The 25,446-nt window shown below is 60.6% G+C and carries 25 protein-coding genes; 19 read left to right on the forward strand and 6 right to left on the reverse strand.

The window, feature by feature from the left end; all coding sequences use genetic code 11:
* The first annotated feature begins 23 nt into the window (after nt 1-23).
* From V6F91_RS19695 to V6F91_RS19735, 9 genes are all read left to right on the forward strand, one after another.
* Nucleotides 24-899 (forward strand): SMP-30/gluconolactonase/LRE family protein, encoded by an 876-nt coding sequence (locus V6F91_RS19695; protein ID WP_332767334.1) that lies wholly within the window; start codon nt 24-26, stop codon nt 897-899.
* Nucleotides 900-1,168: 269 nt separating this feature from the next.
* Nucleotides 1,169-1,987 carry an SDR family oxidoreductase gene (locus tag V6F91_RS19700; protein WP_332767336.1) on the forward strand — a complete coding sequence of 273 codons (819 nt, stop codon included), beginning with the start codon at nt 1,169-1,171 and terminating at the stop codon, nt 1,985-1,987.
* Nucleotides 1,988-2,122: 135 nt separating this feature from the next.
* Nucleotides 2,123-3,127, forward strand: a complete 1,005-nt coding sequence (locus tag V6F91_RS19705) for a substrate-binding domain-containing protein (protein WP_064361467.1) — start codon at nt 2,123-2,125, stop codon at nt 3,125-3,127.
* A gap of 52 nt (nt 3,128-3,179) precedes the next feature.
* Complete coding sequence (gene araG / locus V6F91_RS19710; RefSeq protein ID WP_093099436.1) at nt 3,180-4,727, forward strand: L-arabinose ABC transporter ATP-binding protein AraG; 1,548 nt, start codon at nt 3,180-3,182, stop codon at nt 4,725-4,727.
* A gap of 12 nt (nt 4,728-4,739) precedes the next feature.
* Nucleotides 4,740-5,708: an L-arabinose ABC transporter permease AraH gene (gene araH, locus V6F91_RS19715; RefSeq protein ID WP_093106558.1), complete on the forward strand. Its 969-nt coding sequence runs from the start codon at nt 4,740-4,742 to the stop codon at nt 5,706-5,708.
* Nucleotides 5,709-5,968: 260 nt separating this feature from the next.
* Nucleotides 5,969-6,682, forward strand: a complete 714-nt coding sequence (locus V6F91_RS19720; protein WP_332767344.1) for a GntR family transcriptional regulator — start codon at nt 5,969-5,971, stop codon at nt 6,680-6,682.
* On the forward strand, nt 6,679-7,677 hold the full coding sequence (locus V6F91_RS19725) for an ADP-ribosylglycohydrolase family protein (RefSeq protein WP_332767346.1): 999 nt from the start codon (nt 6,679-6,681) through the stop codon (nt 7,675-7,677). Before V6F91_RS19720 ends, V6F91_RS19725 begins: the two co-directional genes overlap by 4 nt.
* A gap of 203 nt (nt 7,678-7,880) precedes the next feature.
* Nucleotides 7,881-9,347 (forward strand): purine-cytosine permease family protein, encoded by a 1,467-nt coding sequence (locus tag V6F91_RS19730; protein ID WP_332767348.1) that lies wholly within the window; start codon nt 7,881-7,883, stop codon nt 9,345-9,347.
* Nucleotides 9,340-10,269: a PfkB family carbohydrate kinase gene (locus V6F91_RS19735; protein WP_332767350.1), complete on the forward strand. Its 930-nt coding sequence runs from the start codon at nt 9,340-9,342 to the stop codon at nt 10,267-10,269. Before V6F91_RS19730 ends, V6F91_RS19735 begins: the two co-directional genes overlap by 8 nt.
* A 107-nt stretch (nt 10,270-10,376) precedes the next feature.
* Here the strand turns inward: V6F91_RS19735 and V6F91_RS19740 are convergent, their stop codons facing one another.
* The 4 genes from V6F91_RS19740 to V6F91_RS19755 form a co-directional block, all read right to left on the reverse strand.
* The gene (locus tag V6F91_RS19740; protein WP_258448394.1) at nt 10,377-10,757 is read right to left on the reverse strand and encodes a Rho termination factor N-terminal domain-containing protein; all 381 of its coding nucleotides are present in this window, start codon (nt 10,755-10,757) and stop codon (nt 10,377-10,379) included.
* A gap of 63 nt (nt 10,758-10,820) precedes the next feature.
* A complete protein-coding gene (locus V6F91_RS19745) occupies nt 10,821-11,078 on the reverse strand; it encodes a hypothetical protein (protein WP_332767353.1) in 258 nt (85 codons plus the stop codon).
* A 47-nt stretch (nt 11,079-11,125) separates the two neighbouring features.
* Nucleotides 11,126-11,467, reverse strand: a complete 342-nt coding sequence (locus V6F91_RS19750) for a hypothetical protein (protein WP_332767355.1) — start codon at nt 11,465-11,467, stop codon at nt 11,126-11,128.
* Nucleotides 11,468-11,568: 101 nt separating this feature from the next.
* Entirely contained in the window at nt 11,569-12,228 is a 660-nt protein-coding gene (locus V6F91_RS19755) for an HD domain-containing protein (protein ID WP_332767357.1), read from the reverse strand.
* 225 nt (nt 12,229-12,453) lie between these two features.
* On the opposite strand from V6F91_RS19755, the gene V6F91_RS19760 reads away from it, so the two are divergent.
* From V6F91_RS19760 to V6F91_RS19785, 6 genes are all read left to right on the forward strand, one after another.
* Complete coding sequence (locus tag V6F91_RS19760; protein ID WP_332767360.1) at nt 12,454-12,936, forward strand: GNAT family N-acetyltransferase; 483 nt, start codon at nt 12,454-12,456, stop codon at nt 12,934-12,936.
* A 155-nt stretch (nt 12,937-13,091) separates the two neighbouring features.
* Entirely contained in the window at nt 13,092-14,081 is a 990-nt protein-coding gene (locus V6F91_RS19765) for a 2-dehydro-3-deoxygalactonokinase (protein ID WP_332767362.1), read from the forward strand.
* Between the two features lie 18 nt (nt 14,082-14,099).
* Nucleotides 14,100-14,720 carry a 2-dehydro-3-deoxy-6-phosphogalactonate aldolase gene (locus tag V6F91_RS19770; RefSeq protein WP_332767363.1) on the forward strand — a complete coding sequence of 207 codons (621 nt, stop codon included), beginning with the start codon at nt 14,100-14,102 and terminating at the stop codon, nt 14,718-14,720.
* 62 nt (nt 14,721-14,782) lie between these two features.
* Nucleotides 14,783-15,931, forward strand: coding sequence for a galactonate dehydratase (dgoD, locus tag V6F91_RS19775; RefSeq protein ID WP_332767365.1), 1,149 nt, complete (start codon nt 14,783-14,785; stop codon nt 15,929-15,931).
* Nucleotides 15,932-16,130: 199 nt separating this feature from the next.
* Entirely contained in the window at nt 16,131-17,441 is a 1,311-nt protein-coding gene (locus V6F91_RS19780; RefSeq protein WP_332767367.1) for an MFS transporter, read from the forward strand.
* A gap of 63 nt (nt 17,442-17,504) precedes the next feature.
* Nucleotides 17,505-18,308, forward strand: a complete 804-nt coding sequence (locus V6F91_RS19785) for an IclR family transcriptional regulator (RefSeq protein ID WP_090285143.1) — start codon at nt 17,505-17,507, stop codon at nt 18,306-18,308.
* 11 nt (nt 18,309-18,319) lie between these two features.
* On the opposite strand, the gene V6F91_RS19790 is transcribed toward V6F91_RS19785, so the two are convergent.
* Nucleotides 18,320-19,372, reverse strand: a complete 1,053-nt coding sequence (locus V6F91_RS19790; RefSeq protein WP_332767372.1) for an NAD(P)-dependent alcohol dehydrogenase — start codon at nt 19,370-19,372, stop codon at nt 18,320-18,322.
* A gap of 191 nt (nt 19,373-19,563) precedes the next feature.
* Between V6F91_RS19790 and V6F91_RS19795 the strand changes: the two genes are divergently transcribed.
* Nucleotides 19,564-20,454, forward strand: coding sequence for an AraC family transcriptional regulator (locus V6F91_RS19795; RefSeq protein ID WP_332767374.1), 891 nt, complete (start codon nt 19,564-19,566; stop codon nt 20,452-20,454).
* Between the two features lie 184 nt (nt 20,455-20,638).
* On the opposite strand, the gene V6F91_RS19800 is transcribed toward V6F91_RS19795, so the two are convergent.
* Nucleotides 20,639-22,303, reverse strand: a complete 1,665-nt coding sequence (locus V6F91_RS19800) for an electron transfer flavoprotein-ubiquinone oxidoreductase (protein WP_332767376.1) — start codon at nt 22,301-22,303, stop codon at nt 20,639-20,641.
* Nucleotides 22,304-22,845: 542 nt separating this feature from the next.
* Here V6F91_RS19800 and V6F91_RS19805 point away from each other — a divergent pair.
* The 3 genes from V6F91_RS19805 (at nt 22,846) to V6F91_RS19815 (ending at nt 25,444) form a co-directional block, all read left to right on the forward strand.
* Entirely contained in the window at nt 22,846-23,595 is a 750-nt protein-coding gene (locus V6F91_RS19805) for an electron transfer flavoprotein subunit beta/FixA family protein (RefSeq protein ID WP_090285137.1), read from the forward strand.
* Between the two features lie 2 nt (nt 23,596-23,597).
* Nucleotides 23,598-24,542, forward strand: a complete 945-nt coding sequence (locus tag V6F91_RS19810; RefSeq protein WP_332767380.1) for an electron transfer flavoprotein subunit alpha/FixB family protein — start codon at nt 23,598-23,600, stop codon at nt 24,540-24,542.
* An 80-nt stretch (nt 24,543-24,622) separates the two neighbouring features.
* Nucleotides 24,623-25,444 carry a substrate-binding periplasmic protein gene (locus tag V6F91_RS19815; RefSeq protein ID WP_332767382.1) on the forward strand — a complete coding sequence of 274 codons (822 nt, stop codon included), beginning with the start codon at nt 24,623-24,625 and terminating at the stop codon, nt 25,442-25,444.
* Nucleotides 25,445-25,446: the final 2 nt, after the last annotated feature.

Raw genomic sequence — 25,446 nt, forward strand, 5'->3', positions numbered from 1 at the left:
ACAACAACAAAGAAGGAGTTCAAATGCAGTGGACCGCCCTGACCGAACACCGCGCCCAGCTCGGTGAAGGTCCTTTCTGGGACGCGCCGACCCAAGCGCTGTACTGGGTCGATATCGCCGGCAAGCAGGCACTGCGTCTGATCGGCCAGAACGTGCAGATCTGGCAGATGCCGGAGCATGTGTCCGCGTTCATCCCATGCAACAGCGGCGATGCGCTGGTGACCCTGAGCAGCGGCGTCTATCGCCTCGACCTCGATTCGCCAGGCCTCGAACCGCGGCTGACGCTGTTCTGCGTCGCCGACCCGCAACCCGGCAACCGGCCGAACGAGGCGCGCTGCGATGCGCAGGGTCGGCTATGGCTCGGCACGATGCAGAACAACATCGGCGAGCAGGGTGAAGACCTGCCGATCGTGCGCCGCTCCGGCGGTTTGTTCCGGGTTGATCCGGATCAACGCGTCACGCCGTTGCTGCTCAACCTGGGCATTCCCAACACCCTGCTGTGGAGTGACGACGGCACCCGGCTGCTGTTCGGCGACAGCCTCGACAGCACGCTGAATCAATATTTCATCCGCACCGACGGCAGTCTCGACGATCCGCAGGTTTTTTATAAATCCGATCAGCACGGCGGCCCGGACGGCTCGGCGATGGACGCTGAAGGTTGCATATGGAATGCGCGCTGGGACGGCAGCTGTCTGCTGCGCCTGACACCCGACGGTGTTGTCGACCGCAAGATCGATTTGCCGATCAGTCGTCCGACCAGTTGCGTATTCGGTGGTGCGGATCTGAAAACCCTGTACATCACCAGTGCGCAGAGCCCGCACAACCATCCGCTGGACGGCGCGGTGCTGTCCATGCGCGTCGATGTTGCAGGAAAGCTCTGTACGCGTTTTGCCGGTTAAATCCCATAATATGGGATGCAAAATTATATATTGAGATTATTTGGCAGTCGGGTTTATAGTCGGCTCCAGCAGTAACACGCACTCACACTTAAAAAGAACAAAACAGGTGAAGTGATGCAGCGAATGTCTATCGCACTCCAGCGCGGAGTCCGTCTCTCGCCACGGCTTGAAGTCGTGGCGCGCACTTGCCTGTTCAATTCTTCATGCCTTGCAAACCGGAGATCGGCGGATGCCCGGTTTTTTTGCGCCTGCGCACAGGAGGCCTGATCGTGGCTCAAGCGCTTACTCTGCCGCCGGTGCCTGCGCCACCCCAAGGTGAACGTCTGCGAGGCAAAGTCGTGCTGCTGACCGGCGCTGCGCAAGGCATCGGTGAAGCCATCGTCGCTGCGTTCGCCTGCCAACAGGCAAAACTGCTGATCAGCGACATCCAGGGCGAAAAGGTCGAAAACGTCGCTGCACACTGGCGCGCTCAGGGTTACGACGTGCAAGCCATGCAGGCCGACGTTTCGCGTCAGGCCGATCTCAACGCCATGGCCAAACGCGCCGTTGAACTGCACGGGCGTATCGACGTGCTGGTCAACTGCGCCGGGGTCAACGTGTTCCGTGATCCGCTGCAGATGACCGAAGAAGACTGGCGCCGTTGCTTCGCCATCGATCTGGACGGCGCCTGGTACGGCTGCAAAGCGGTACTGCCGCAAATGATCGAGCAGGGCGTGGGCAGCATCATCAATATCGCCTCGACCCATTCCAGCCACATCATTCCCGGCTGCTTTCCATACCCGGTAGCCAAACACGGTTTGCTCGGCCTTACCCGCGCGCTGGGCATCGAATACGCGCCCAAAGGCATTCGCGTTAACGCCATCGCGCCGGGCTACATCGAAACGCAACTGAACGTCGACTACTGGAACGGTTTCGCCGACCCGCATGCCGAGCGCCAGCGCGCCTTCGACCTGCACCCGCCGAAACGCATCGGCCAGCCGCTGGAAGTGGCGATGACGGCGGTGTTTCTCGCCAGTGACGAAGCACCCTTTATCAATGCTTCGTGCATCACCATCGATGGTGGACGCTCGGTGATGTACCACGACTGAATAAACGGTTCGCAGCGCTGAACTACGCTTGCAATCCAATCATCATACGATATGACTATTTTCAACACGCTTCACTGAGAACACGCTTCAACGCTTTTCAAACCTTGCTCAAAAAAAATAACAAGGAGTCATCTGATGAAACGTCGATTCGGGATTCGTACCCTGTGCAGCACTGCCCTGGCGGTCACTGCGTTCAGCCTGAGCAGCGCGCTGCTCGCTGCCGACGCGGTGAAGATCGGTTTTCTGGTCAAGCAGGCCGAAGAACCGTGGTTCCAGACCGAGTGGGCTTTTGCCGAGAAAGCCGCCAAGGACAAAGGCTTTGAACTGATCAAGATCGCCGTACCCGACGGCGAGAAGACCCTCTCGGCCATTGACAGCCTAGCGGCCAATGGCGCCAAGGGCTTCGTGATCTGCCCGCCGGATGTGTCCCTCGGCCCGGCGATCATGGCCAAAGCCAAGATTAACGATCTGAAGGTGATCGCAGTCGACGACCGTTTCGTCGACGCTAACGGCAAATTCATGGAAGACGTGCCGTACCTCGGCATGGCTGCGTTCGAAGTCGGCCAGAAGCAGGGCGCCGCCATGGCCGCTGAAGCGAAAAAGCGTAACTGGGACTGGAAAGACACCTACGCGGTGGTCAACACCTATAACGAACTCGACACCGGCAAGAAGCGCACCGACGGTTCGGTCGATGCTTTGAAGAAGGCCGGCATGCCGGAAGATCACATCCTTTTCGCCGCCCTGAAAACCCTCGACGTACCGGGCAGCATGGACGCCACCAACTCGGCGCTGGTCAAGCTGCCAAGCGCGGCGAAAAACCTGATCATCGGCGGCATGAACGACAACACTGTGCTCGGCGGCGTGCGCGCCACTGAAGCGGCCGGTTTTGCCGCGACCAACGTGATCGGCATCGGCATCAACGGCACCGATGCTATCGGCGAACTGAAAAAGCCTAACAGCGGATTCTTCGGTTCGATGCTGCCAAGCCCGCACATCGAAGGCTACAAGACTGCCGAGATGATGTACGAATGGATCACCGCCGGCAAAGAACCACCGAAGTACACCGCCATGGATGACGTCACCCTGATCACCCGCGAAAACTTCAAGCAAGAGCTGGAAAAAATCGGCCTGTGGAACTGACGCAGCGACGGCCCGGCAGCCGGGCCGTTTATCGGTGTGAAGAGGTGGCTTTATGCACGCGCAAGTACAGACACAAGAACAACACAGCGCCAGCGGCAGCCTGCGTTTCAACGGGATCGGCAAAACCTTTCCCGGTGTGAAGGCGCTGGACGGCATCAGTTTCGTCGCTCATCCCGGTCAGGTTCATGCGCTGATGGGCGAGAACGGCGCTGGCAAATCGACCCTGCTGAAAATCCTCGGTGGCGCCTACATCCCGAGCAGCGGGGAGTTGCAGATCGGCGAACAGACCATGGCGTTCAAATCGACCGCCGACAGCATTGGCAGCGGCGTCGCGGTGATTCACCAGGAATTGCATCTGGTCCCGGAAATGACTGTCGCCGAAAACCTGTTTCTCGGGCATTTACCGGCCAGTTTCGGTTTGATCAATCGCGGTGAGCTGCGCCAGAAAGCCTTGAATTGCCTCAAAGGCCTGGCCGACGAAATCGACCCGCAGACCAAGGTCGGACGCTTGTCGTTGGGTCAGCGGCAACTGGTTGAAATCGCCAAAGCGCTGTCGCGCGGCGCCCACGTCATCGCTTTCGACGAACCGACCAGCAGCCTCTCGGCGCGTGAAATCGATCGTTTGATGGCAATCATCGGCCGCCTGCGCGACGAGGGCAAAGTGGTGCTTTACGTGTCCCATCGCATGGAAGAAGTGTTCCGTATCTGCGATGCGGTGACGGTGTTCAAGGACGGTCGCTACGTACGCACCTTCGACGACATGAGCCAACTGACCCACGATCAACTGGTGACCTGCATGGTCGGTCGTGACATTCAGGACATCTACGATTATCGCCATCGACCGCGCGGCGCCGTGGCGCTCAAGGTTGACGGTTTGCTCGGCCCAGGACTGCGCGAGCCGATCAGTTTCGAAGCGCACAAAGGCGAAATCCTCGGTCTGTTCGGGCTGGTCGGGGCAGGGCGCACCGAGCTGTTTCGCCTGCTCAGTGGGCTGGAGCGCAACACCGCCGGACGTCTGGAATTGCGTGGGCACGAACTGAAACTGCGTTCGCCGCGCGACGCGATTGCCGCCGGCATTCTGCTGTGCCCGGAGGACCGTAAAAAGGAAGGCATCATCCCGCTGGCCAGCGTCGCCGAGAACATCAATATCAGTGCCCGTGGCGCCCATTCAAGTCTCGGCTGCCTGATTCGCGGGCTGTGGGAGAAGGGCAACGCCGACAAGCAGATCAAGGCGTTGAAAGTGAAAACGCCGCATGCCGGCCAGCAGATCAAATTCCTCTCTGGCGGCAATCAGCAGAAGGCCATTCTTGGCCGCTGGCTGTCGATGCCGATGAAAGTCCTGCTGCTCGACGAACCGACCCGCGGCATCGACATCGGTGCCAAAGCGGAGATCTACCAGATCATCCATAACCTCGCCGCCGACGGTATTTCGGTGATCGTGGTGTCCAGCGACCTGATGGAAGTGATGGGGATTTCCGACCGCATCCTGGTGCTGTGCGAAGGCGCCCTGCGCGGCGAAGTCAACCGTGACCAGGCCAATGAATCCAACCTGCTGCAACTGGCTTTGCCGCGCCACCGCGCTGACGGCGTGGCGAACTGAGAGGTGACTATGATGACAACCCAAAACGAAACCCTGCCGACCGAGCGCAAACCGCTGGACATGCGGCGCTTCCTCGACGACTGGGTCATGCTGCTGGCGGCGATCGGCATTTTCATTGCCTGCACGCTGCTGATCGATAACTTCCTCTCGCCGCTGAACATGCGCGGGCTGGGTCTGGCGATTTCCACCACCGGCATCGCCGCGTGCACCATGTTGTATTGCCTGGCGTCAGGGCATTTCGACTTGTCGGTCGGTTCGGTGATCGCCTGTGCCGGTGTGGTCGCGGCAGTGGTGATGCGCGACACCAACAGTGTGTTTCTCGGCGTCAGCGCGGCGCTGGCGATGGGCCTGATCGTTGGCCTGATCAACGGCATCGTGATCGCCAAACTGCGCGTCAATGCCTTGATCACCACGCTGGCGACCATGCAGATCGTCCGTGGCCTGGCCTACATTTTTGCCAACGGCAAAGCGGTGGGCGTGTCGCAGGAATCGTTCTTCGTCTTCGGTAACGGCCAGTTGTTTGGCGTGCCGGTGCCGATCCTGATCACCATCGTCTGCTTCCTGTTTTTCGGCTGGCTGCTGAACTACACCACCTACGGGCGCAACACCATGGCCATCGGTGGTAACCAGGAAGCGGCGCTGCTGGCGGGCGTCAACGTAGACCGGACCAAGATCATCATCTTCGCTGTGCATGGCTTGATCGGTGCGCTGGCCGGGGTGATCCTCGCATCGCGGATGACCTCCGGGCAGCCAATGATTGGCCAGGGTTTCGAGCTGACGGTGATCTCGGCCTGCGTGCTGGGCGGCGTGTCGCTGAGCGGCGGGATCGGCATGATCCGCCATGTGATTGCCGGGGTGTTGATTCTGGCGATCATCGAGAATGCGATGAATCTGAAGAACATCGACACGTTTTATCAGTATGTGATTCGTGGTTCGATTTTGTTGCTGGCCGTGGTGATTGATCGACTGAAGCAACGTTAAGGTCAAAAGCCCCTCACCCCAGCCCTCTCCCAGAGGGAGAGGGGGAAAGGGAGCAGATCTCCTGGCTTTTCAAAACCTGAGTTCGACTGGATATATCAGGTCGATGCAATTCGAATAAACACCTCAATCAGTCCCCTCTCCCTCCGGGAGAGGGCTAGGGTGAGGGGCTCTTGATTTTGCTTTTGATCTTGGCCCCCTCCGGTCACCTCCCACAAAATATCCCTTGCCCGCCACACCCCGTTTCGGTTATCAATTTGTACATGATTAGACAGGTACGATTCGACAAGAAACAACGGGTGGTCGACGAGCTCGTCCGGCGCATCGAAAGCGGCCTCATGGAGGACGGCTTTCTGTTGCCCGGCGAGCACCAGTTGGCGCAGGAACTCAAGGTCAGCCGTGGCACGTTGCGTGAGGCGCTGGCCGAGCTGAAGCGGCGCAATTACATCGCCACGCAAAGCGGCGTCGGCTCTATCGTCACGTTCGACGGTGTCGCGCTCGATCAGCGCAGCGGCTGGGCGCAGGCGCTGGCCGACAGCGGGGCGCTGATCAACACTGAAGTGCTGCGCCTCGAAGCCGTGACCCGTCCCGACCTGCTGGTGCGATTCGGCACCGACCAGTTCATCACTCTCGACCGTCGTCGGCGCGCTACCGACGGTACCCTGGTGTCCCTCGAACGCTCATTGATGCCGGCCAATGGCGGCCTGGAAAGCCTGCCGCGCGTGGGCCTGATCGACAACTCGCTGACCATCACCCTGGCCGCTTATGGCTACATCGGCGAACGCGGCGATCAATGGATCGGCGCCGAACCGCTGAATGCCGAAGATGCCGAACTGCTCGGTCGACCGGTCGGTACGGTCTTCCTCAAAGCCCTGCGCACCACTTACGACCGCCAGAACCGTTTCATGGAGCAGGTCGAAAGCCTGCTCGACCCGGTGCATTTTCGTCTGCACCTGCAATTCGGAGAATCGCAATGACCCCGCTCAACCGTGCTCTTGGCGCTTTTTATGGTCTGGCCCTCGGTGATGCGCTGGGCATGCCGACGCAGTCGCTCAGTCGCGAAACGATCAAGGCGCGTTTTGGCCAGATCAACGATCTGCAGGACGCCGGGCCGCTGCAACCCATCGCGGCGAACATGCCCAAGGGCTCGATCACCGATGACACCGAGCAGGCGATTCTGGTCGGTCAATTGCTGGTCGAAGGCAAGGGCCACATCGAGCCGGCGATCCTCGCGCAACGCCTGATCGAGTGGGAAGCCGAGATGCAGGCCAAGGGTTCGCAGGATCTGCTCGGGCCGTCGACCAAGCGTGCGATTGAAATGATTCTCGCCGGCCATTCGCCGGAAGAGGCCGGGCGCTATGGCACCACCAACGGCGCGGCGATGCGCATCACTCCGGTCGGGATCGCCGCCGATGTGGCTGATCGCGAACGGTTTATCGCGGCTGTGGTGCAGGCCTGCCAGGTCACCCATAACACCACGCTGGGAATTTCCAGCGCGGCGGCGGTGGCGGCGGTGGTATCTGCTGGCGTCAATGGTCTGGATCTGGGCGAGGCGTTGAACCTTGGTCAGCAAATCGCCCAGCAGGCTGAAACCCACGGGCATTGGGTGGCCGGTGGTCGTATCGGCTCGCGGATCAGTTGGGCGCGCACGATCAGTGTCGATAGTGATAAAGCCTTGCTGGCGGATCTGCTGTACGACGTGATTGGTACTTCGGTGGCGTCGCAGGAATCGGTGGTGGTTTCGTTCGCTTTGGCGCAGCAAGTGGCCATTGGCGAGATGAGCGCATTCGAGGCGCTGTGCATGGCGGCCAGCCTCGGTGGCGACACGGATACCATCGCGGCGATACTCGGCGCGATGCTCGGCGCCTGCCTGGGGCTCGGGTGTTGGCCGGAGCCAATGATTGAAACGGTGAAAACTGTTAATCAGTTGCAGCTTGAGCCGTTGGTGCAGGGGCTGTTGGCCTTGCGCTGACCGACTGGCCTCTTCGCGAGCAGGCTCGCTCCCACACTGGACACCGTGTTTCCCTGTGGGAGCGAGCCTGCTCGCGAAGGGCGCACCGCCTATTTGAATTCTCAACACCGCAATGGATCGCCCAGACAGGCCTCGGAAGGCCGATGGTCTTGTCGTTTTGCATCATTGCCACAACCACAAAAAAGGCAAACAGGAGCACGTTCATGAGTTCATCGACCGCCGGGCAGAGCGCCGGGCAACTGGAAACCCGCGGCATCGAGCCGGTGCCGGAAGCCGAGTGCAACGGCCATCCGCTGCAATTGTTCTGGGTCTGGTTCGCTGCCAACATTTCCATTCTCGGCCTGCCACTGGGCGCCACGCTGGTGGCGTTTCGCGGGTTGGCGATCTGGCAGGCGATCATCGTCGCGATCCTCGGCGCCGCCGGTTCGTTTGCGGTGGTCGGGATCATCTCGATTGCCGGCCGACGTGGCCGCGCGCCGAGCCTGACCTTGTCACGAGCGATCTTCGGCGTACGCGGCAATATCGGTCCGACACTGGTGTCGCTGATGTCGCGTCTGGGCTGGGAAACGGTCAACACCACCACTGCCGCGTTCGTGCTGCTGTCGCTGTGTTCGATCCTGTTCGGCTCGCCGGTCGAAGCGAAAAGTGCGCCGCTGCTGACGCTCATCTTCATCGCAATTTTCGTCTTGCTGACTCTGGCAGTGTCCGGCCTGGGTCATGCGACCTTGCTGGTCATTCAGAAGTGGGCGACCTATGTGTTCGGCGCGCTGAACATCCTGGTCGGCGGCTTCCTCTGCGCGACCATCGACTGGAGCGCCGTGTTCAACGCGACGCCTGCACCGCTGAGCGCGATGATCATCGGCATCGGCACCATGGCGGCCGGCACCGGGATTGGTTGGGCCAACGCTGGCGCGGACATGTCGCGTTATCAGCACCGCAGCGTCAAAGCCGTGCGCCTGGTCGCCTCTGCTGCGTTCGGCGCGGGTATTCCGTTGGTGCTGCTGATCACCCTCGGCGGCTTGCTGTCGGTGGGCAACAATGATCTGGCTTCGGCCACTGACCCGATCGTGGCAATTCGCGACATGCTGCCGACCTGGATGGCCGTGCCGTATCTGATCACGGCGTTCGGTGGTCTGCTGCTATCGAACAACCTGTCGGTGTACTCCGCCGGCCTGACCACGCTGACGCTGGGTCTCAAGGTCAAACGTGTGTACGCGGTGGTGGTGGATATCGTCGCGATCTTCGCCGGTTCGATTTATTTCATGCTGATCGCTGACAGCTTCTACGGCCCGTTCATCACCTTCATTTCCCTGCTGGCGGTGCCGATCACGGCGTGGGTCGGGATTTTCGTGGTCGACTTGATCCATCGTCATTACTACAGCCCGAAAGACCTGCTCGACGTCAGCCCGAGCAGTGCCTACTGGTATCGCGGCGGTATCGAATGGCGCGCGTTCGGCACCTGGGCGATCGCCATCGTGCTGGGTTTCAGTTTCACCACCATCGGCACCACCGCCGAGAACGTCTGGTTCAAAGGTTTCCTGTCCGATTCGTGGCTGGGCCATAACGGCCTCGGCTGGATCGTGACCTTTGTTGTCGCCGGCGGCCTTTACCTTGTACTGGGCGGGGCCAAAGATCGCCGCGCCGCGCACCCCGAGAATGCTCATGCCTAAGATGTTGCACACCGGCCAGGTCATCATCGACCTGGTCATGGCCGTGGAAAAACTTCCGCAGATCGGCGGCGACGTGTTGGCGCAGTCGGCGGGTTTCGAAGCGGGTGGCGGGTTCAACGTGATGGCAGCAGCGGTGCGCAATGGTCTGCCCGTGGTTTATCTGGGGCGTCACGGCACCGGACGTTTCGGCGATCTGGCGCGGCAGGCAATGCAGGCGGAAGGCATCAGCATCGGTATCGCTGAACCTGCCGAACGCGACACCGGTTTGTGCGTGGCGCTGACCGATGCCTCGGCCGAGCGCAGTTTCATTTCCTATATCGGTGCCGAAGGTGAGGTGACCACGGAGGACTTGAACAGCGTTGCCGCCGAGGCGGGCGATTACGTGTACCTCAGCGGTTACAGCCTGCTTCACCCAGGCAAGGCGCAAGCGTTGCTCGACTGGACGCTGGCCTTGCCGAAGGGCATCAACGTGGTGTTCGATCCGGGCCCGCTGGTCGAATCGCCGGATTCGCCATTGATGCAGGCGCTGTTGCCCCGCATCGATGTGTGGACCAGCAACAGCGTCGAGGCCTTGCGTTTTACGGGTGCTGACGACATAGCCCAAGCGTTGGAGCGCTTGGTCAAACATTTGCCGGAGACGGTGTTGATGGTCGTGCGCGACGGGCCGCAGGGTTGCTGGATTCAGCAGGCCGGGGAGCGCCGACATGTGCCGGGGTTTGCCGTGCAGGCCGTGGACAGTAACGGTGCCGGCGATGCGCATGCAGGGGTGTTTGTCGCCGGGTTGGCGCAAGGATTGAATGCCCATGAAGCAGGGCGGCGGGCGAACGCTGCCGCAGCCTTGGCGGTCACGCGCTGGGGGCCGGCGACCGCGCCGGGGGCGGCTGAAGTGGACGCGTTTATGGGTGAGTCCTGCAGCGGCTGACCCACCGCTATCGCCAGCAGGCTGGCACCCACAGGTTTTGTGTACACCACAATTCCACTGTGGGAGCTAGCCTGCTAGCGATAGGGCCAGCAGCCTCACCACAATATTCAGCCAGCCTTGCGCAACGCCTCGATCAACTCTTGCTTGCGCATCGACGAGCGTCCCGGAATATTCTTCGCCCGGGCCTCTTTCATCAGACTGTCGACGGTCTGCGCATCCTTCGAGGTTTCGCTGCTACGCGAATGCCCTTTGCGACTGGCCACCGCGCGCCGCGACGACTCCTTGCGATCTTCCGACTTGGCACTCGCCGGTTTTTTGCGCCCCGAGCCGCCGGACTTTTCACCGCCGCCCGATTGTTTATTCACGGTCGCCCAAGCGCGGGCTTCGGCTTCATCTTTCGACACGCCCTTTTTCTCATAGCTGTCTTCGATGTGCTCAGCCTTGCGCTTCTGTTCACTGGTGTATTTGTCTTTGCTTCCACGAGGCATGGGAGTTCTCCTCTTGTGTACGGATTCAGCCGCTCGCCGCATCGGCAGCGAACGACTTCAGAACTACTGGCGATCGAGTTTCTGCGCCGCTTCAACGCCAGCGGCGCTGAGCTTGATCGGCAGGTTCAACTCATGCTCGCCCGCTTCGCTGCAGGTCACATGACCGTGATGAATCAAGCCGCGTTCCTGCAGGGCGGCGAGGGCGCTGGCCACGACTTTCTCGCCCCGGTAATTGTCCAGCACCTCTTTGCCCAGGCCATTGGGGTGCGCATGCAGCAGGCGGGTGAGGACTTCTTTTTCCAGGTCTTTGTCGACGTTCATGGTTACCTCTTCATGGGAGTGAATAGGGCGCTCGCGTCGGCGAACGGCTACTGACCGGCACCTTCGGAACCCGAACCACCGGTGGTGGTTTTCGAGCCGACGCCGGGGCCGGCGTTGTCCGGTGCAGCGGGGGAATCAGGCGTATTCATGCCGCCCTGACGCCCCGGATCGCTGCCCTGCGTGCGCGGGTCGGTGCCGGTAGCCGGTGGCTGATTGATCAAAGGCACGCCGGAACCATCAGTGTTCATGCCGGGAGCACTGTTGATGGCGGGGGCGCGAGGTGGAGTCGGATCGGTAGGGCCAGTGCCCGCTGCCGTGGACGAGGCGGCGAATACCGCAGGGCAGAGCAGGGCGCTGAAGAGGAAAGCGGTCAACCTTGACGGGATCATAGGGCTTCTCCAGTGATTGGAATCCTTACCCTTGATTGGTCCGCCGCGCGTCGGGATTGGTGCCTGAGGATCGACGAACGGTTTGTTTCGTCATGGTGTGTTTACAACGAGTCGATGCCGATCTCGTCCTTGAACTGCTCCATGAAACTCTTCAAACGCTGATGGCGAATTTGTGCCAGGCGCTGGCCGGTCGCGGTCTGGAAACCCTCGGCGAGGTGCAACAGTTTGGTCTGGAAGTGATCGAGGCAAAAGCGTGTGTCGTCGTAGTCGCGGTGTTTCGCTTCGGGATCTTGCGGGTCGTAAAGCGCTGCGCCCATACGCCCGGCGACATAGAAAGTGCGCGCGACACCGAGCATGCCCAGCGAGTCGAGGCGGTCGGCGTCCTGGACGATTTTTGCTTCGAGGGTCAGCGGGGTGATGCTGGCGGAGAAGCTGTGGGCTTCGATGGCGTGGGCGATCTGAGAGATCTTTTCGCGTGGCCAGTTCATTTCTTGAAGGAGCGATGAAGCCTTGTCCGCCGCGAGTCGCGAAGCCTGAGCGCGCAGCGGCGAGTTTTTCTCAACGGATACGCAATCGTGCAGCAGCACTGCGGCGAGCAAGACATCGAGCTCACCGCCTTCCGTTTCATGCAGCGTGCTTGCGTTGTGCCAGACGCGCTGCAGGTGGGCGAGGTCGTGCGCGCCGTCGTCTGAGGGCTGCAGCGCGTGGGGCAGCAAGCGGGCTGCAAGGTCTGTCATTGGTTTGAAGGCGTCGATGCTCATTGGTGTCCTTTTTGAATGTCGCAATACCTGTGGGAGCGAGCTTGCTCGCGAAGGCGTCCGGTCAGGTCAAACAGTCGGCGTCTGATCCGGCGCTTTCGCGAGCAAGCTCGCTCCCACATAGTCCTGCGGTGTCGGTGAGGACTGTATATTAATCCTTGTTTGCCATGTGACGAGCGCCGCCGCGCGCCTTAGTATGGCGCTTTAATTTGCACACAAGGCCCGTCCATGACGATCGAAATCCGCCCGGCGACTCCCAGCGATGCACCGCAGATCCTCGCCTTCATCACCGAACTCGCCGATTTCGAAAAGGCCCGCCACGAAGTCATCGCCAGCGTCGCCGACATCGAACGCAGCCTGTTCGGCGAAGGCGCCACCGCTCACGGCCTGATCTGCCTGCGCGACGGCCTGCCAATCGGTTTCGCGGTGTTCTTCTTCAGCTATTCGACGTGGCTGGGCAGCAACTGCCTGTACCTCGAAGACCTCTACATCACCCCCGAACAACGTGGCGGCGGCGCCGGCAAAACCCTGCTGCGTCATCTCGCCAAAATCGCCTGCGCCAACGACTGCGGCCGCTTCGAGTGGAGCGTGCTGGAATGGAACACCCCGGCGATTGAATTCTACAAATCCCTCGGTGCCCAGCCGCAGGAAGAGTGGGTGCGGTATCGGATGGATGGCAAAGTCCTGCGTGAGTTTGCCGAGGGGCATTGACCCGTTACTGAAGATCGCAACATCGATCAACGATGTTGCGATCTTTTTTTGTCTTCGTCTCACTATATGGGATTGATATTTATATATTGAGATTTATCCTCGCCCGGGTTTATAGTCCGTCGCACTCACTGCCAAAAAACAGAACAGGTGAAGCGATGCAGGCGCAATTGATCGCGCTCGATTGGGGGACGACCTCATTACGTGCTTACAAACTCGCGGCGGACGGTGTGGTGCTGGAACAGCGTGCGCTGTCGTCCGGGATCATGCAGTTGCCCAAGACTCCGCGGATCATCCACGGCCGTGAATGTGCCGATGGTTTTGAATTGGCGTTCGATCAGGCCTGCGGCGACTGGCTCGATGCGCAGCCGGATTTGCCGGTGATCGCTTGCGGCATGGTTGGCAGCGCACAGGGTTGGCGTGAAGCGGCCTACTGCGAAACGCCGGCGCACGTCGCCAATCTCGGCAATTCCCTACAAACCGTGGTCAGTCTGCGCGGCACCCCGGTGCATATCGTGCCGGGAGTGATTCAGCGTTCGCGTCTGCCGAATGTGATGCGTGGCGAAGAAACCCAAGTGCTGGGAGTCCTTCAGCAACTGCCGGCCGAGGCGGGCGCTGATCTGCTAATCGGCTTGCCGGGCAGTCATTCCAAGTGGGTTGAAGTGGTCGATGGCTGCATCACGCATTTCGACACGTTCATGACCGGCGAGGTGTTCGCCGTGCTCAGCGAGCACAGCATTCTCGGCCGCACCCAACAACCCAGCGCCACCTTTGAGGCGCAGGCGTTCGACCGCGGCGTGCAGGTCGCACTGTCGGCGGACGGTGAACTGGGCGTGCTTTCGACGTTGTTCAGCGCACGCACGCTGGGCCTGACCGGTGAACTAAGTCCGACCCTGCAAGCGGATTACCTGTCCGGGCTGATGATTGGCCACGAGCTGGCGGCACTGGCCTCGGTGCAGCGCGTACGCCGCAATAACCCGAATCTTCCTTCGATCGTGCTGATCGGCAACGGCCAGCTCTGTGCGCGTTACAGCCGTGCGCTCGACGCCTGCGGGTTCGCCCGGGTGACGCTGGCCGAGCAGGCTACCGAGCGTGGCCTGTGGCAACTGGCGCGTGCCGCCGGACTGATCGATTCCTCATCCCGTTAACCTGACTGGAGGCCTGACATGCTCAAGCAAGCACTGGCGCAAAACGGTCTGATCGCAATCCTGCGTGGCCTGCAACCGCATGACGCCGCGGCTGTGGGAGAAGTCCTGTATGCCGCCGGATTTCGCGTCATCGAAGTACCGCTCAATTCCCCTTCGCCGTACGAAAGTATCGCCACCCTGCGCAAGACCTTGCCCGCTGATTGCCTGATCGGTGCCGGCACGGTGTTGACCGCGCAGCAAGTGCAACAGGTCAAGGATGCCGGCGGCCAGGTGATCGTCATGCCGCACAGCGATGCCAAGGTCCTGCGCGCGGCGAAAGCGGCCGGGCTGTACCTGTCGCCGGGCGTGGCCACGCCGACCGAAGCCTTCGCGGCGCTGGAGGAGTGCGCGGACATTCTCAAGCTGTTCCCGGCCGAGCAGATGAGCCCGGCAGTCGTCAAAGCCTGGCTCGCGGTGTTGCCGGCGGGCACGGTGTTGGCGCCGGTCGGCGGCATCACCCCGGACAACATGCAGGCGTTCATCGATGCCGGCGTGAAAGGTTTCGGCCTCGGTTCCGGGCTGTTCAAACCGGGCATGACGCCAGAGCAAGTGGCAGTCAATGCCAAGGCCTATGTGGCCGCATGGAAAGCGCTTCGTTAAGACTTTTCCGGCGCCGCGTGCGCTGCATCTAATAAAAGCTGCATTTACAAAAGAGAGCAGAGATGAAAATCACCAAACTCACGACCTTCATCGTCCCGCCGCGCTGGTGCTTCCTCAAGGTCGAAACCGACGAAGGCGTGACCGGTTGGGGCGAACCCGTGGTCGAAGGCCGGGCGCACACCGTTGCCGCTGCCGTAGAAGAATTGTCCGACTACCTGATCGGCAAAGACCCACGCAATATCGAAGACATCTGGACCGTGCTCTATCGCGGCGGCTTCTACCGTGGCGGCGCGATCCACATGAGCGCGCTGGCCGGTATCGATCAGGCGTTGTGGGACATCAAGGGCAAGGCGCTCGGCGTGTCGGTCAGTGATCTGCTCGGTGGCCAGGTGCGCGACAAGATTCGCGTGTATTCGTGGATCGGCGGCGACCGTCCGGCCGACACCGCGCGTGCGGCGAAAGAGGCGGTGAGCCGTGGTTTCACCGCGGTGAAAATGAACGGCACCGAAGAGCTGCAGTTCCTCGATACCTTCGAAAAAGTCGATCTGGCCCTGGCCAACGTCGCCGCCGTGCGTGACGCGGTGGGGCCGAACGTCGGCATCGGCGTGGACTTTCATGGCCGCGTGCACAAGCCGATGGCCAAAGTCCTGATGAAGGAACTCGACCCGTACAAACTGATGTTTATCGAAGAGCCAGTGCTCAGCGAAAACTACGAAGCGCTGAAAGAGCTGGCGCCGCTGACCAGCACGCCGATTGCCCTCGGCGAGCGGCTGTTTTCGCGCTGGGACTTTAAACACGTGTTGAGCGAAGGCTACGTCGACATTATTCAGCCGGACGCTTCCCATGCTGGCGGCATCACCGAAACCCGCAAGATCGCCAACATGGCCGAAGCATACGACGTGGCGCTGGCGCTGCATTGCCCGCTGGGGCCGATTGCGCTGGCGGCGTGTTTACAGCTCGACGCGGCTTGTTACAACGCGTTTATCCAGGAGCAGAGCCTGGGCATCCATTACAACGAGAGCAACGACTTGCTCGATTATGTGAAGGACCCACGCGTGTTCGACTACGACAAAGGCTTCGTGAAGATCCCTAACGGCCCGGGGCTGGGGATCGAGATCAACGAAGAATATGTGATCGAGCGCGCGGCGGTCGGCCACCGCTGGCGCAACCCGATCTGGCGCCATGCCGATGGCAGCTTTGCCGAGTGGTGAGTCATCACTGACACACCGCCGTCACCCTGTGGGAGCGAGCCTGCTCGCGAATGCAATGTCACATTCGCCATTTATGTGACTGACCCGACGCCTTCGCGAGCAGGTCGAATCGTCGCACCGTCGCTCCCACAGTTTTTGATCTTCAGGGAGAGGAGATCGGCGTCATGACCTCAAATAAACATAAGAAGAGGCATCTCTCATGCAATCGCACACCCTCACCGGGCAGGCGTCTTTAGTAACGCCCAGCCGCAAGCGATTTTTCATCATGGTGTTGCTGTTCATCACCGTGGTCATCAACTACCTCGACCGCAGCAACCTGTCGATTGCCGCACCGGCGCTGACCAGCGAACTGGGCATCGATCCGGTGCACGTCGGCCTGATCTTTTCCGCGTTCGGCTGGACCTACGCCGCCATGCAGATCCCCGGCGGCTGGCTGGTCGATCGCGTACCGCCGCGCATTCTCTACAGCGTCGCGCTGCTGCTGTGGTCGGTGGCCACGGTGATGCTCGGTTTCGTCAGCAGTTTCATCGCCCTGTTCGTGCTGCGCATGGCAGTTGGTGCGCTGGAAGCGCCGGCGTATCCGATCAACAGCCGCGTGGTCACGACCTGGTTTCCCGAGCGCGAACGCGCCACGGCGATCGGTTTCTACACGTCCGGGCAGTTCGTCGGGCTGGCCTTCCTGACGCCGGTGCTGGCGTGGCTGCAACACGCGTTCGGCTGGCACATGGTGTTCGTTGCGACCGGTGCGGTCGGCATTCTCTGGGCGCTGATCTGGTACGCGGTGTATCGCGAGCCGCGGGATTTCAAAGGCACCAACGCAGCAGAAATCGAGCTGATCCGTGAGGGCGGCGGGCTGGTCGATATCCAGGCGGAAACGGCCAAAGTCAAAGCCAAGTTCAGCTGGACCGATCTGGGCATTGTCCTGAGCAAACGCAAATTGTGGGGCATCTACCTCGGCCAGTTCTGCCTGAACTCGACGCTGTGGTTCTTCCTCACCTGGTTCCCGACCTATCTGGTGAAGTACCGTGGCATGGACTTCATCAAGTCCGGCCTGCTGGCGTCGCTGCCGTTTCTCGCCGCGTTCGTCGGCGTGCTGTGCTCGGGGTTCTTTTCCGACTGGCTGATCCGCCGTGGTTACACCGTAGGGTTCGCGCGCAAGCTGCCGATCATCAGCGGGTTGCTGATCTCCACGGCGATCATCGGCGCCAACTTCGTTGAATCGACACCGTTGGTAATCGCGTTCCTGGCGCTGGCGTTTTTCGGCAACGGCCTGGCCTCGATCACCTGGTCGCTGGTCTCGACGCTGGCCCCGGCACGCCTGCTCGGGCTGACGGGCGGGGTGTTCAATTTCATCGGCAATCTGTCGGCGATTGCCACGCCGATCGTCATCGGCTTCCTCGCCAGCGGCGATTCGTTTGCCCCGGCGATCACCTACATCGCCGTGCTCGCGCTGGTCGGTGCGTTGTCTTACGTGCTACTGGTGGGCAAGGTCGAACGTATCGAGTTGTAGTGGTCTGCGTCGGGCGACCATAATGCCGCCCGTTCCCTCGCTCAACGGTAAAAAAGGCTGGATATGCAGGAAGACGCCCCGGAAAAAACCAAGGACGCCGCGCCCACCGGCACCCAGACGCTGTTGCGCGGCCTCGGTGTGGTGCAGGCGGTGGCCAGTGGCGCGCGCGATCTCAAGGAGATCGCCCGGCTGATCGGCACCACGCGCAGCACTACCCATCGTCTGGCCAGTTGCCTGGTCGACGAGCGCTACCTGCGCGTGGTGCCGCAAATCGGTTATCTGCTCGGGCCGAAGCTGATCGAATTAGGTTTTCAGGCTCGCGAAGAACTGCCACTGGTGACCCTGGCCGGGCCGTATCTGGACGAGTTGTCGTCGCTGACTGGCGACACCGTGCACCTGGGAATTCGTGAAGGCGATGAGGTGCTTTACCTGCTGAAAAATCCGGGGCGCAATGGCCCGGAAATGCGTTCGCGGGTTGGCCATCGCATGCCATTGGCGCGTACCGGCATCGGCAAGGCGTTGATGCTCGATGATTCACCGAAGGATTGGCAGCGGCTCTACGACATCAGTCTGCCGGCGGGAGGGAAAAGTCAGTTCTGGCCGCAGCATCCCCAGCAGTCGTGGGAACAGCTCGAACAGCGCATGAGCGAATACGTGGCCGGTGGCTACGCTTTCGATCTGGAGGACAACGAACCGTCGATCCGCTGTGTGGCGGCGCCGATTCGCGATGCGAGCAAGGGCATTGTTGCGGCGATCAGCATCGCCAGCACCGTGCCCTATATGCCGCTGGAAAAAATGGCCGAGCTGATTCCCCTGATCAAAGGGGTCACAGCCCGGCTGTCGGCGGAGCTTGGCTTGAAGGTATAAGCCTTTGAGGTTTAAGCCTTGAGCGTCGCCATGTCGATGACGAAACGGTATTTCACGTCACCGGCAATCATCCGCGCGTAAGCCTCGTTGATCTGGCGGATGTCGAGCATTTCGATGTCGCAGGTGATGTTGTGTTCGGCGCAGAAATCCAGCACTTCCTGGGTTTCCGCAACGCCACCGATCAACGAACCGGCTAATACCCGACGCCCCAGCACCAGTTTGGCCGCATGCACAGGCGGATCGATTGGCTCGATCAGGCCGACCAGAATGTGCACGCCGTCAAAGCGCAGGGTGTCGAGGTACGGGTTGAGGTCGTGCTGCACCGGAATGGTGTCGAGCAGGAAATCGAAGTAACCGGCTGCGGCTTTCATTTGCTCGACGTCGGTGGACACGATCACGTGATCGGCGCCCTGACGACGGCCTTCCTCGGCCTTGCTCGCCGAACGGGTGAACAGCGTCACTTCAGCGCCCATGGCCTTGGCAAACTTGATGCCCATGTGGCCGAGGCCGCCCATGCCGAGAATCCCGACCTTGTCGCCGGCCTTCACGCCATAGTGCTTGAGTGGCGAGTAGGTGGTGATGCCGGCGCAGAGAATCGGCGCGGCGCTGGCCAGGGCCAGTTTTTCCGGAATGCGCACGACGAAGTGCTCGCTGACCACGATGCTGTCGGAATAACCGCCCATGGTGTTGCTGCCATCGACCCGGTCCGGGGTGGCGTAAGTCATGGTCGGGCCTTCGAGGCAATATTGTTCGAGGTTCGACTGGCAGGCTTCGCAGGTACGGCACGAGTCGACCATGCAGCCGACGCCGACCAGATCGCCGACTTTGTGCCGTGTGACATTCGCACCGATCGCGGTGACTTTTCCGACGATCTCGTGGCCGGGCATCAACGGGTAAACCGCGATGCCCCATTCGTTGCGTGCCTGGTGGATGTCGGAGTGGCAGACGCCGCAATACAGAATTTCGATGGCAACGTCGTCAGCGCGTGGGCTGCGGCGTTCGAATTTCATCGGGGCGAGGGGAGTGGTGGCTGATTGGGCGGCATAACCGATCGCGGTATACATGGCAAACCTCGCAGAAACAGGAACAAGTGAGGCGGCGAATTCTGGGCGCCGAATGCTTGTGCGGCCATGACGAATTCTCCGGGTCTCATGCCTAATTCTCCGGCATGCGGGTTGGGACGGTCGCATTGGCAAACGGATCTGCGATGATGCTTTCATCCCTTATTGCGTGTTTTTTTGTGAAGAACGATTCGATGCAACTGACCCGTCATCTTGATGCCAACGCGCGGCTGGTTTCGCTGATCGAACCGCTGGCGCTGCGCGATGGTTACAGCCAGACCGGCTTGCCCGGCGTACAAATATTGCGCGCCAGTTGCGACGTCGCCCGTGGCCCGCACATTTATGAGCCGAGCCTGATGATCATCGCCCAAGGCAGCAAACTGGCGTTTCTCGGACCGCGGACCATGGAATATGGTGCCGGGCATTACCTGATCCAGGCGTTGCCGGTGCCGTTCGAGTGCGAGACGTTTGCCTTGCCGGATGCGCCTCTCCTTGGCGTCTCGGTGGCGATCGATCGGGTGCTGCTCGGTGAACTGGTGCTGGCGATGGGCTTGGCGACAGGGCGGCACATTCCGGCGCAGACGCCGGAGTCGATGACCTCGGTGGTGCTTGACGATGGCATGCGCGGTTGCGTCGAGCGCTTGCTCGGTTGTTTGCACGATCCGCTGGAATGCCAGATTCTCGGCCCGGCGCGGGTGCGTGAGTTGTTGTTCGTCGCCTTGCGTGGGCCGCAGGCGGATGTGCTGCGGGCATTGGTCGAACAGCAGGGGCAGTTTGCGCGAGTGGCGGCCTCGATCAGTCATCTGCATGCGCATTACACCGAGCCGCTGAACGTCGAGACCCTGGCCAGTTGCGCGAACATGAGCGTGTCGACCTTTCATGAGCACTTCAAACGCAGCACATTGTTGTCGCCGGTGCAGTATCTGAAGCGTTTACGCTTGTTGAAGGCGCAGACATTGCTGGTGGCCGAAGGGCTGGGCGTGGCGCAGGTGGCGCATCGGGTGGGGTATCAGAGCACGTCGCAGTTCAGTCGTGAGTACAAGCGTTACTTCGAGCGTAGTCCGGGGGATGAGCGGGCTGCCTGAGTTGACTGGATTCGCCTTTGTGGGAGCGAGCCTGCTCGCGAAGGCGCTGGATCAATCGACATCATCGTCATATGACACACCGCTTTCGCGAGCAGGCTCGCTCCCACATGGGCATCTTCATTGAATAAATTGCGCGCAACAAAAAGGCCCCCGTTCAGGGAGCCTTGTTGCTCAGCGCTACGACTTACATGTTCGGATAAGTCGGGCCGCCGGCGCCTTCCGGCGCCACCCAGGTGATGTTCTGCGCAGGGTCCTTGATGTCACAGGTCTTGCAGTGCACGCAGTTCTGGGCGTTGATCTGGAAGCGCTTCTCGCCGTCTTCCTTGGTCACCACTTCGTATACGCCGGCCGGGCAGTAGCGCTGCGCCGGTTCGTCGTACAGCGGCAGATTCTTGCTGATCGGGATGCTCGGGTCGGTCAGCTTCAGGTGGCACGGCTGCTCTTCTTCGTGGTTGGTACCAGAGATGAACACCGAGCTTAGTTTGTCGAAGCTGAGTTTGCCGTCGGGTTTCGGGTAATCGATTTTCTTGCAGTCGGCCGCGAGCTTGAGGCAGGCGTAATCCGGCTTGGTGTCACGCAGGGTGAACGGCAGTTTGCCGCCGAAGATGTTCTGGTCCAGCCAGTTGAAACCACCGCCGATGATCGCGCCGTATTTGTGAATCGCCGCGCCGAAGTTACGGCTGGCGAACAATTCTTCGTAGAGCCAGCTGTTCTTGAAGGCATCGACATAAGTGGTCAGCTCTTCAGTGCCGTCCTTTTCCGCAAACAGCGCGTCAGCCACCGCTTCGGCGGCGAGCATGCCGGACTTCATCGCCGTGTGGCTGCCTTTGATCTTGGCGAAGTTCAGGGTGCCGAGGTCGCAACCGATCAGCGCGCCGCCCTTGAAGACCATTTTCGGCAGCGAGTTCAGGCCGCCCTTGGCGATGGCGCGGGCGCCGTAGCTGATGCGCTTGCCGCCTTCTAGGTACTGCGCCAGTACCGGGTGATGCTTGAGGCGCTGGAATTCGTCGAACGGCGACAGGAAGGTGTTGCTGTAGGAAAGATCGACAATCAGACCGACCACCACCTGATTGTTTTCCAGGTGATAGAGGAACGAGCCGCCGGTGTTCTCGGTGCCCATGATGTCCAGCGGCCAGCCGGCGGTGTGCACCACCAGGCCTGGCTGGTGTTTGGCCGGGTCGATTTCCCAGATTTCCTTCAGGCCGATGCCGTAGTGCTGCGTGTCGGCTTCGCTGTCGAGGTTATAGCGTTTGATCAGTTGCTTGCCGATGTGGCCACGGCAGCCTTCGGCGAACAGCGTGTATTTGCCACGCAGTTCCATGCCCGGGGTGTACAGGCCTTCTTTCGGCTGGCCTTCGCGGTCGACGCCCAGATCACCGGTGATGATCCCGCGGACCACGCCTTGCTCGTCGATCAGCGCTTCCTGAGCGGCGAAGCCGGGGTAGATTTCTACGCCGAGGTTTTCAGCCTGCTGGGCCAGCCAGCGGCACAGGTTGCCGAGGGAAATGATGTAGTTGCCTTCGTTGTGCATGGTCTTGGGCACAAAGAAGTCGGGAATTTTCTGCGCGCTTTCGGCGTTTTTCAGCACGAAAATGTCATCGCGGGCCACCGGCGTGTTCAGCGGGGCGCCGAGTTCTTTCCAGTCCGGGAACAGTTCGTTCAACGCGCGGGGCTCGAACACCGCACCGGAGAGGATGTGTGCGCCGACTTCGGAGCCTTTTTCGACCACGCAGACGCTGATTTCCTTACCGGCATCAGCGGCCTTCTGCTTCAGACGGCAGGCGGCGGACAGACCCGCGGGGCCGGCACCGACGATGACCACGTCGAATTCCATGTATTCGCGTTCCACAGGCTATCTCCTACTCAAGGCTCAACAGTTTTTTTTCTGATTTGGAGGTTTGATGTCGCATCCCGCCAGCCTTTACGTTAACGTCAAGGGGAATAGCGGAAAACCCACCTTTCTCTCTAGGCGGCGCATTATATCTACACCACTCTCAGCGTCCAATACAAACGTTTGTTTGAATCGCCTCCAGCCCAGAGAAATCAAAGAAGCGCGGCTTATGAGTGGTCATTTTGCTGTATTGACCGGAATAGGCGTTCCGGTCAAGATACGGGCGGTTTTGCGCTGGTCGTAAGCGGACTGGCGCTTTCAGGAGCACCTCTAAAGACAGGGCACAGGCAGTAAAAGGTTGAGCGCAGCGCGGTTTTCGTGCGGTGTTCGCTCGGTGTGAAAATCCACGACTCGTCAGTCACCGCTGACGAACGGTCAGCGACATTCACATCACCTTGCACCCTTGTCGGCGTTTTTAGAGGTGCCCTTTAGCCTGATGAACATCAACCGCCAGGTTCGCCTAGGCGACTTTCTTTTCACCGGAGAGTAACGAGGAATCCATGAAGGTTCTTGTAGCTGTCAAACGCGTTGTGGATTACAACGTCAAGGTTCGCGTCAAGGCGGACAATTCCGGCGTCGATCTCGCCAACGTCAAGATGTCGATGAACCCGTTCTGCGAAATCGCAGTGGAAGAAGCCGTACGCCTGAAAGAGAAGGGTGTTGCGACTGAAATCGTCGTCGTCTCCATCGGCCCGACCACCGCTCAGGAACAGCTGCGTACCGCACTGGCTCTGGGTGCCGACCGTGCCATCCTCGTCGAATCCGCTGAAGATCTGACTTCCCTCGCCGTGGCCAAGCTGCTCAAGGCCGTGGTCGACAAGGAACAGCCGCAGCTGGTGATCCTCGGCAAGCAGGCGATCGACAGCGACAACAACCAGACCGGCCAGATGCTCGCTGCACTGAGCGGCTACGGTCAGGGCACGTTTGCCTCGAAAGTCGAAGTCTCCGGCGACACGGTTGCCGTGACCCGCGAAATCGACGGCGGCGCGCAGACTGTTTCGCTGAAACTGCCGGCCATCGTCACCACCGACCTGCGTTTGAACGAGCCGCGCTACGCGTCCCTGCCAAACATCATGAAAGCCAAGAAGAAGCCTCTCGAGACGCTGACTCCGGACGCTTTGGGCGTTTCCACCGCCTCCACCAACAAGACCCTGAAAGTCGAAGCGCCGGCTGCACGCAGCGCGGGTATCAAGGTCAAGTCGGTGGCTGAACTGGTCGAGAAACTGAAAAACGAAGCGAAGGTAATCTAATCATGACTATCTTGGTAATCGCCGAACACGACAACAAAGTGCTGGCTCCGGCCACGCTGAACACCGTGGCTGCCGCTGCCAAAATCGGCGGCGACATCCACGTTCTGGTAGCCGGTCAGGGCGCAGGCCCGGTGGCCGAAGCCGCTGCGAAAATCGCCGGTGTGAGCAAAGTCCTGAATGCTGACAATGCCGCTTACGCGCATCAGCTGCCGGAAAACGTTGCTCCGCTGGTTGCAGCTCTTGCCCATGAAGGCGGGGGCACTGGCTACAGCCACATCCTGGCCGCCGCCACTTCCAACGGCAAAAACATCCTGCCGCGCGTTGCTGCGCAGCTGGACGTTGACCAGATCTCCGAGATCATCTCGGTGGAAAGCGCTGACACCTTCAAGCGTCCGATCTACGCCGGTAATGCCATCGCTACCGTCCAGTCGACCGCTGCGATCAAAGTGATCACCGTGCGTGCCACCGGTTTCGACCCGGTTGCCGCTGAAGGTGGTTCGGCTGCCGTTGAAGCCGTTGGTGCTGCACACGACGCAGGCACTTCGAGCTTCGTTGGCGAAGAGCTGGCCAAGTCCGACCGTCCTGAGCTGACCGCTGCCAAGATCGTCGTCTCCGGCGGCCGCGGCATGCAGAACGGCGACAACTTCAAACACCTGTACGCTCTGGCCGACAAGCTCGGCGCTGCCGTTGGTGCTTCGCGCGCCGCGGTCGACGCAGGTTTCGTACCGAACGACATGCAAGTCGGTCAGACCGGCAAGATCGTTGCACCACAGCTGTACATCGCCGTCGGTATCTCCGGCGCGATCCAGCACCTGGCCGGCATGAAAGACTCCAAAGTGATCGTTGCGATCAACAAAGACGAAGAGGCGCCGATCTTCCAGGTGGCCGATTACGGCCTCGTGGCTGACCTGTTCGAAGCCGTACCCGAGCTGGAGAAGCTGGTCTAATCCAGCCGCTTCACTTATAAAGAGCCCGACCGTTTGGTCGGGTTTTTTTTTGTTTCGGATTTAAGTGGGAGCGTGTTGCCATGGATCTGCGTTGCGGATGGTTGTTGGGTCTGGCTCTGTTGCCTCTGGGGGCGTCAGCGGCTGGCAAGTGCGAGCGCCTCGTCGTCACCGGCAGCCCGGATGCGCCTCCGTACCTGTGGCAGGACCCCCAAAACCCGAAACGCTTGATCGGAGCCAGTGCCGACCTGTTGCAGCAAGTCGGCAAAGACCTCGGCATCAAAATCGAGCTGCTCTATGCCGGCAAGCGTGCGCAAGCCCTCGACGAGGTGCGCAGCGGGCGTATGGACATGCTGGCTGACGCGCCACTGACCCTCAATGAGCTGGAAAGCCTCGATTACATTCATCCACCGCTGCTGGAAAACGACTATCTGGTCTGGACGCGCAAAGGCTCGACTCTGATTTACGGCGAAGCCAAAGACCTGCACGGGCATGCCGGCGCGCTGTCGGAAAAGTCGCGGATGACCCAGGCATTCGGCATTTTTGCCGAGCAGAATCTGACCTTGACCAAGACAGCCAACCTCACCCAGGCCCTGCAGAAACTGCTTCTGGGGGAAGTGGAATATGTACTCGCCGGCCGTTATTCAGGCATGGCGGCCGCCCAGGCGCTGGGCATGACCAATGATCTGCTGGCATTCGAGCAGCCCATCGATCGCCCTGGTCTGTTTCTCGCGGTTTCCCATAACTCGGCATGTAACGATCCGTGGTTGCGCGGACAGCTAGCCAAAAAGATGACAGAATTGCCCGCGTCCGGACTGACGGAAGCTGCACTGCAACGCAATATCGAGCGCTGGAAGGCGCAGCAGCAACAGCCGCCACAACCCGTCAGTGCCCCCAAACAGTAGGG

The sequence above is a fragment of the Pseudomonas koreensis genome, assembly GCF_036668835.1.
GTDB lineage: Bacteria > Pseudomonadota > Gammaproteobacteria > Pseudomonadales > Pseudomonadaceae > Aquipseudomonas > Aquipseudomonas koreensis_I.

Coding starts and splice junctions, on each gene's coding strand:
- V6F91_RS19705 (WP_064361467.1), top strand. CDS start 2,123: ATGAAACGTCGATTCGGGATTCGTACCCTGTGCAGCACTGCCCTGGCG.
- dgoD (WP_332767365.1), top strand. CDS start 14,783: ATGAAAATCACCAAACTCACGACCTTCATCGTCCCGCCGCGCTGGTGC.
- V6F91_RS19720 (WP_332767344.1), top strand. CDS start 5,969: ATGATTAGACAGGTACGATTCGACAAGAAACAACGGGTGGTCGACGAG.
- V6F91_RS19770 (WP_332767363.1), top strand. CDS start 14,100: ATGCTCAAGCAAGCACTGGCGCAAAACGGTCTGATCGCAATCCTGCGT.
- V6F91_RS19745 (WP_332767353.1), bottom strand. CDS start 11,078: ATGAACGTCGACAAAGACCTGGAAAAAGAAGTCCTCACCCGCCTGCTG.
- V6F91_RS19740 (WP_258448394.1), bottom strand. CDS start 10,757: ATGCCTCGTGGAAGCAAAGACAAATACACCAGTGAACAGAAGCGCAAG.
- V6F91_RS19795 (WP_332767374.1), top strand. CDS start 19,564: ATGCAACTGACCCGTCATCTTGATGCCAACGCGCGGCTGGTTTCGCTG.
- V6F91_RS19730 (WP_332767348.1), top strand. CDS start 7,881: ATGAGTTCATCGACCGCCGGGCAGAGCGCCGGGCAACTGGAAACCCGC.
- V6F91_RS19790 (WP_332767372.1), bottom strand. CDS start 19,372: ATGTATACCGCGATCGGTTATGCCGCCCAATCAGCCACCACTCCCCTC.
- V6F91_RS19805 (WP_090285137.1), top strand. CDS start 22,846: ATGAAGGTTCTTGTAGCTGTCAAACGCGTTGTGGATTACAACGTCAAG.
- V6F91_RS19750 (WP_332767355.1), bottom strand. CDS start 11,467: ATGATCCCGTCAAGGTTGACCGCTTTCCTCTTCAGCGCCCTGCTCTGC.
- V6F91_RS19755 (WP_332767357.1), bottom strand. CDS start 12,228: ATGAGCATCGACGCCTTCAAACCAATGACAGACCTTGCAGCCCGCTTG.
- V6F91_RS19760 (WP_332767360.1), top strand. CDS start 12,454: ATGACGATCGAAATCCGCCCGGCGACTCCCAGCGATGCACCGCAGATC.
- V6F91_RS19695 (WP_332767334.1), top strand. CDS start 24: ATGCAGTGGACCGCCCTGACCGAACACCGCGCCCAGCTCGGTGAAGGT.
- V6F91_RS19765 (WP_332767362.1), top strand. CDS start 13,092: ATGCAGGCGCAATTGATCGCGCTCGATTGGGGGACGACCTCATTACGT.
- V6F91_RS19725 (WP_332767346.1), top strand. CDS start 6,679: ATGACCCCGCTCAACCGTGCTCTTGGCGCTTTTTATGGTCTGGCCCTC.
- araH (WP_093106558.1), top strand. CDS start 4,740: ATGACAACCCAAAACGAAACCCTGCCGACCGAGCGCAAACCGCTGGAC.
- V6F91_RS19815 (WP_332767382.1), top strand. CDS start 24,623: ATGGATCTGCGTTGCGGATGGTTGTTGGGTCTGGCTCTGTTGCCTCTG.
- V6F91_RS19810 (WP_332767380.1), top strand. CDS start 23,598: ATGACTATCTTGGTAATCGCCGAACACGACAACAAAGTGCTGGCTCCG.
- V6F91_RS19785 (WP_090285143.1), top strand. CDS start 17,505: ATGCAGGAAGACGCCCCGGAAAAAACCAAGGACGCCGCGCCCACCGGC.
- V6F91_RS19780 (WP_332767367.1), top strand. CDS start 16,131: ATGCAATCGCACACCCTCACCGGGCAGGCGTCTTTAGTAACGCCCAGC.
- araG (WP_093099436.1), top strand. CDS start 3,180: ATGCACGCGCAAGTACAGACACAAGAACAACACAGCGCCAGCGGCAGC.
- V6F91_RS19735 (WP_332767350.1), top strand. CDS start 9,340: ATGCCTAAGATGTTGCACACCGGCCAGGTCATCATCGACCTGGTCATG.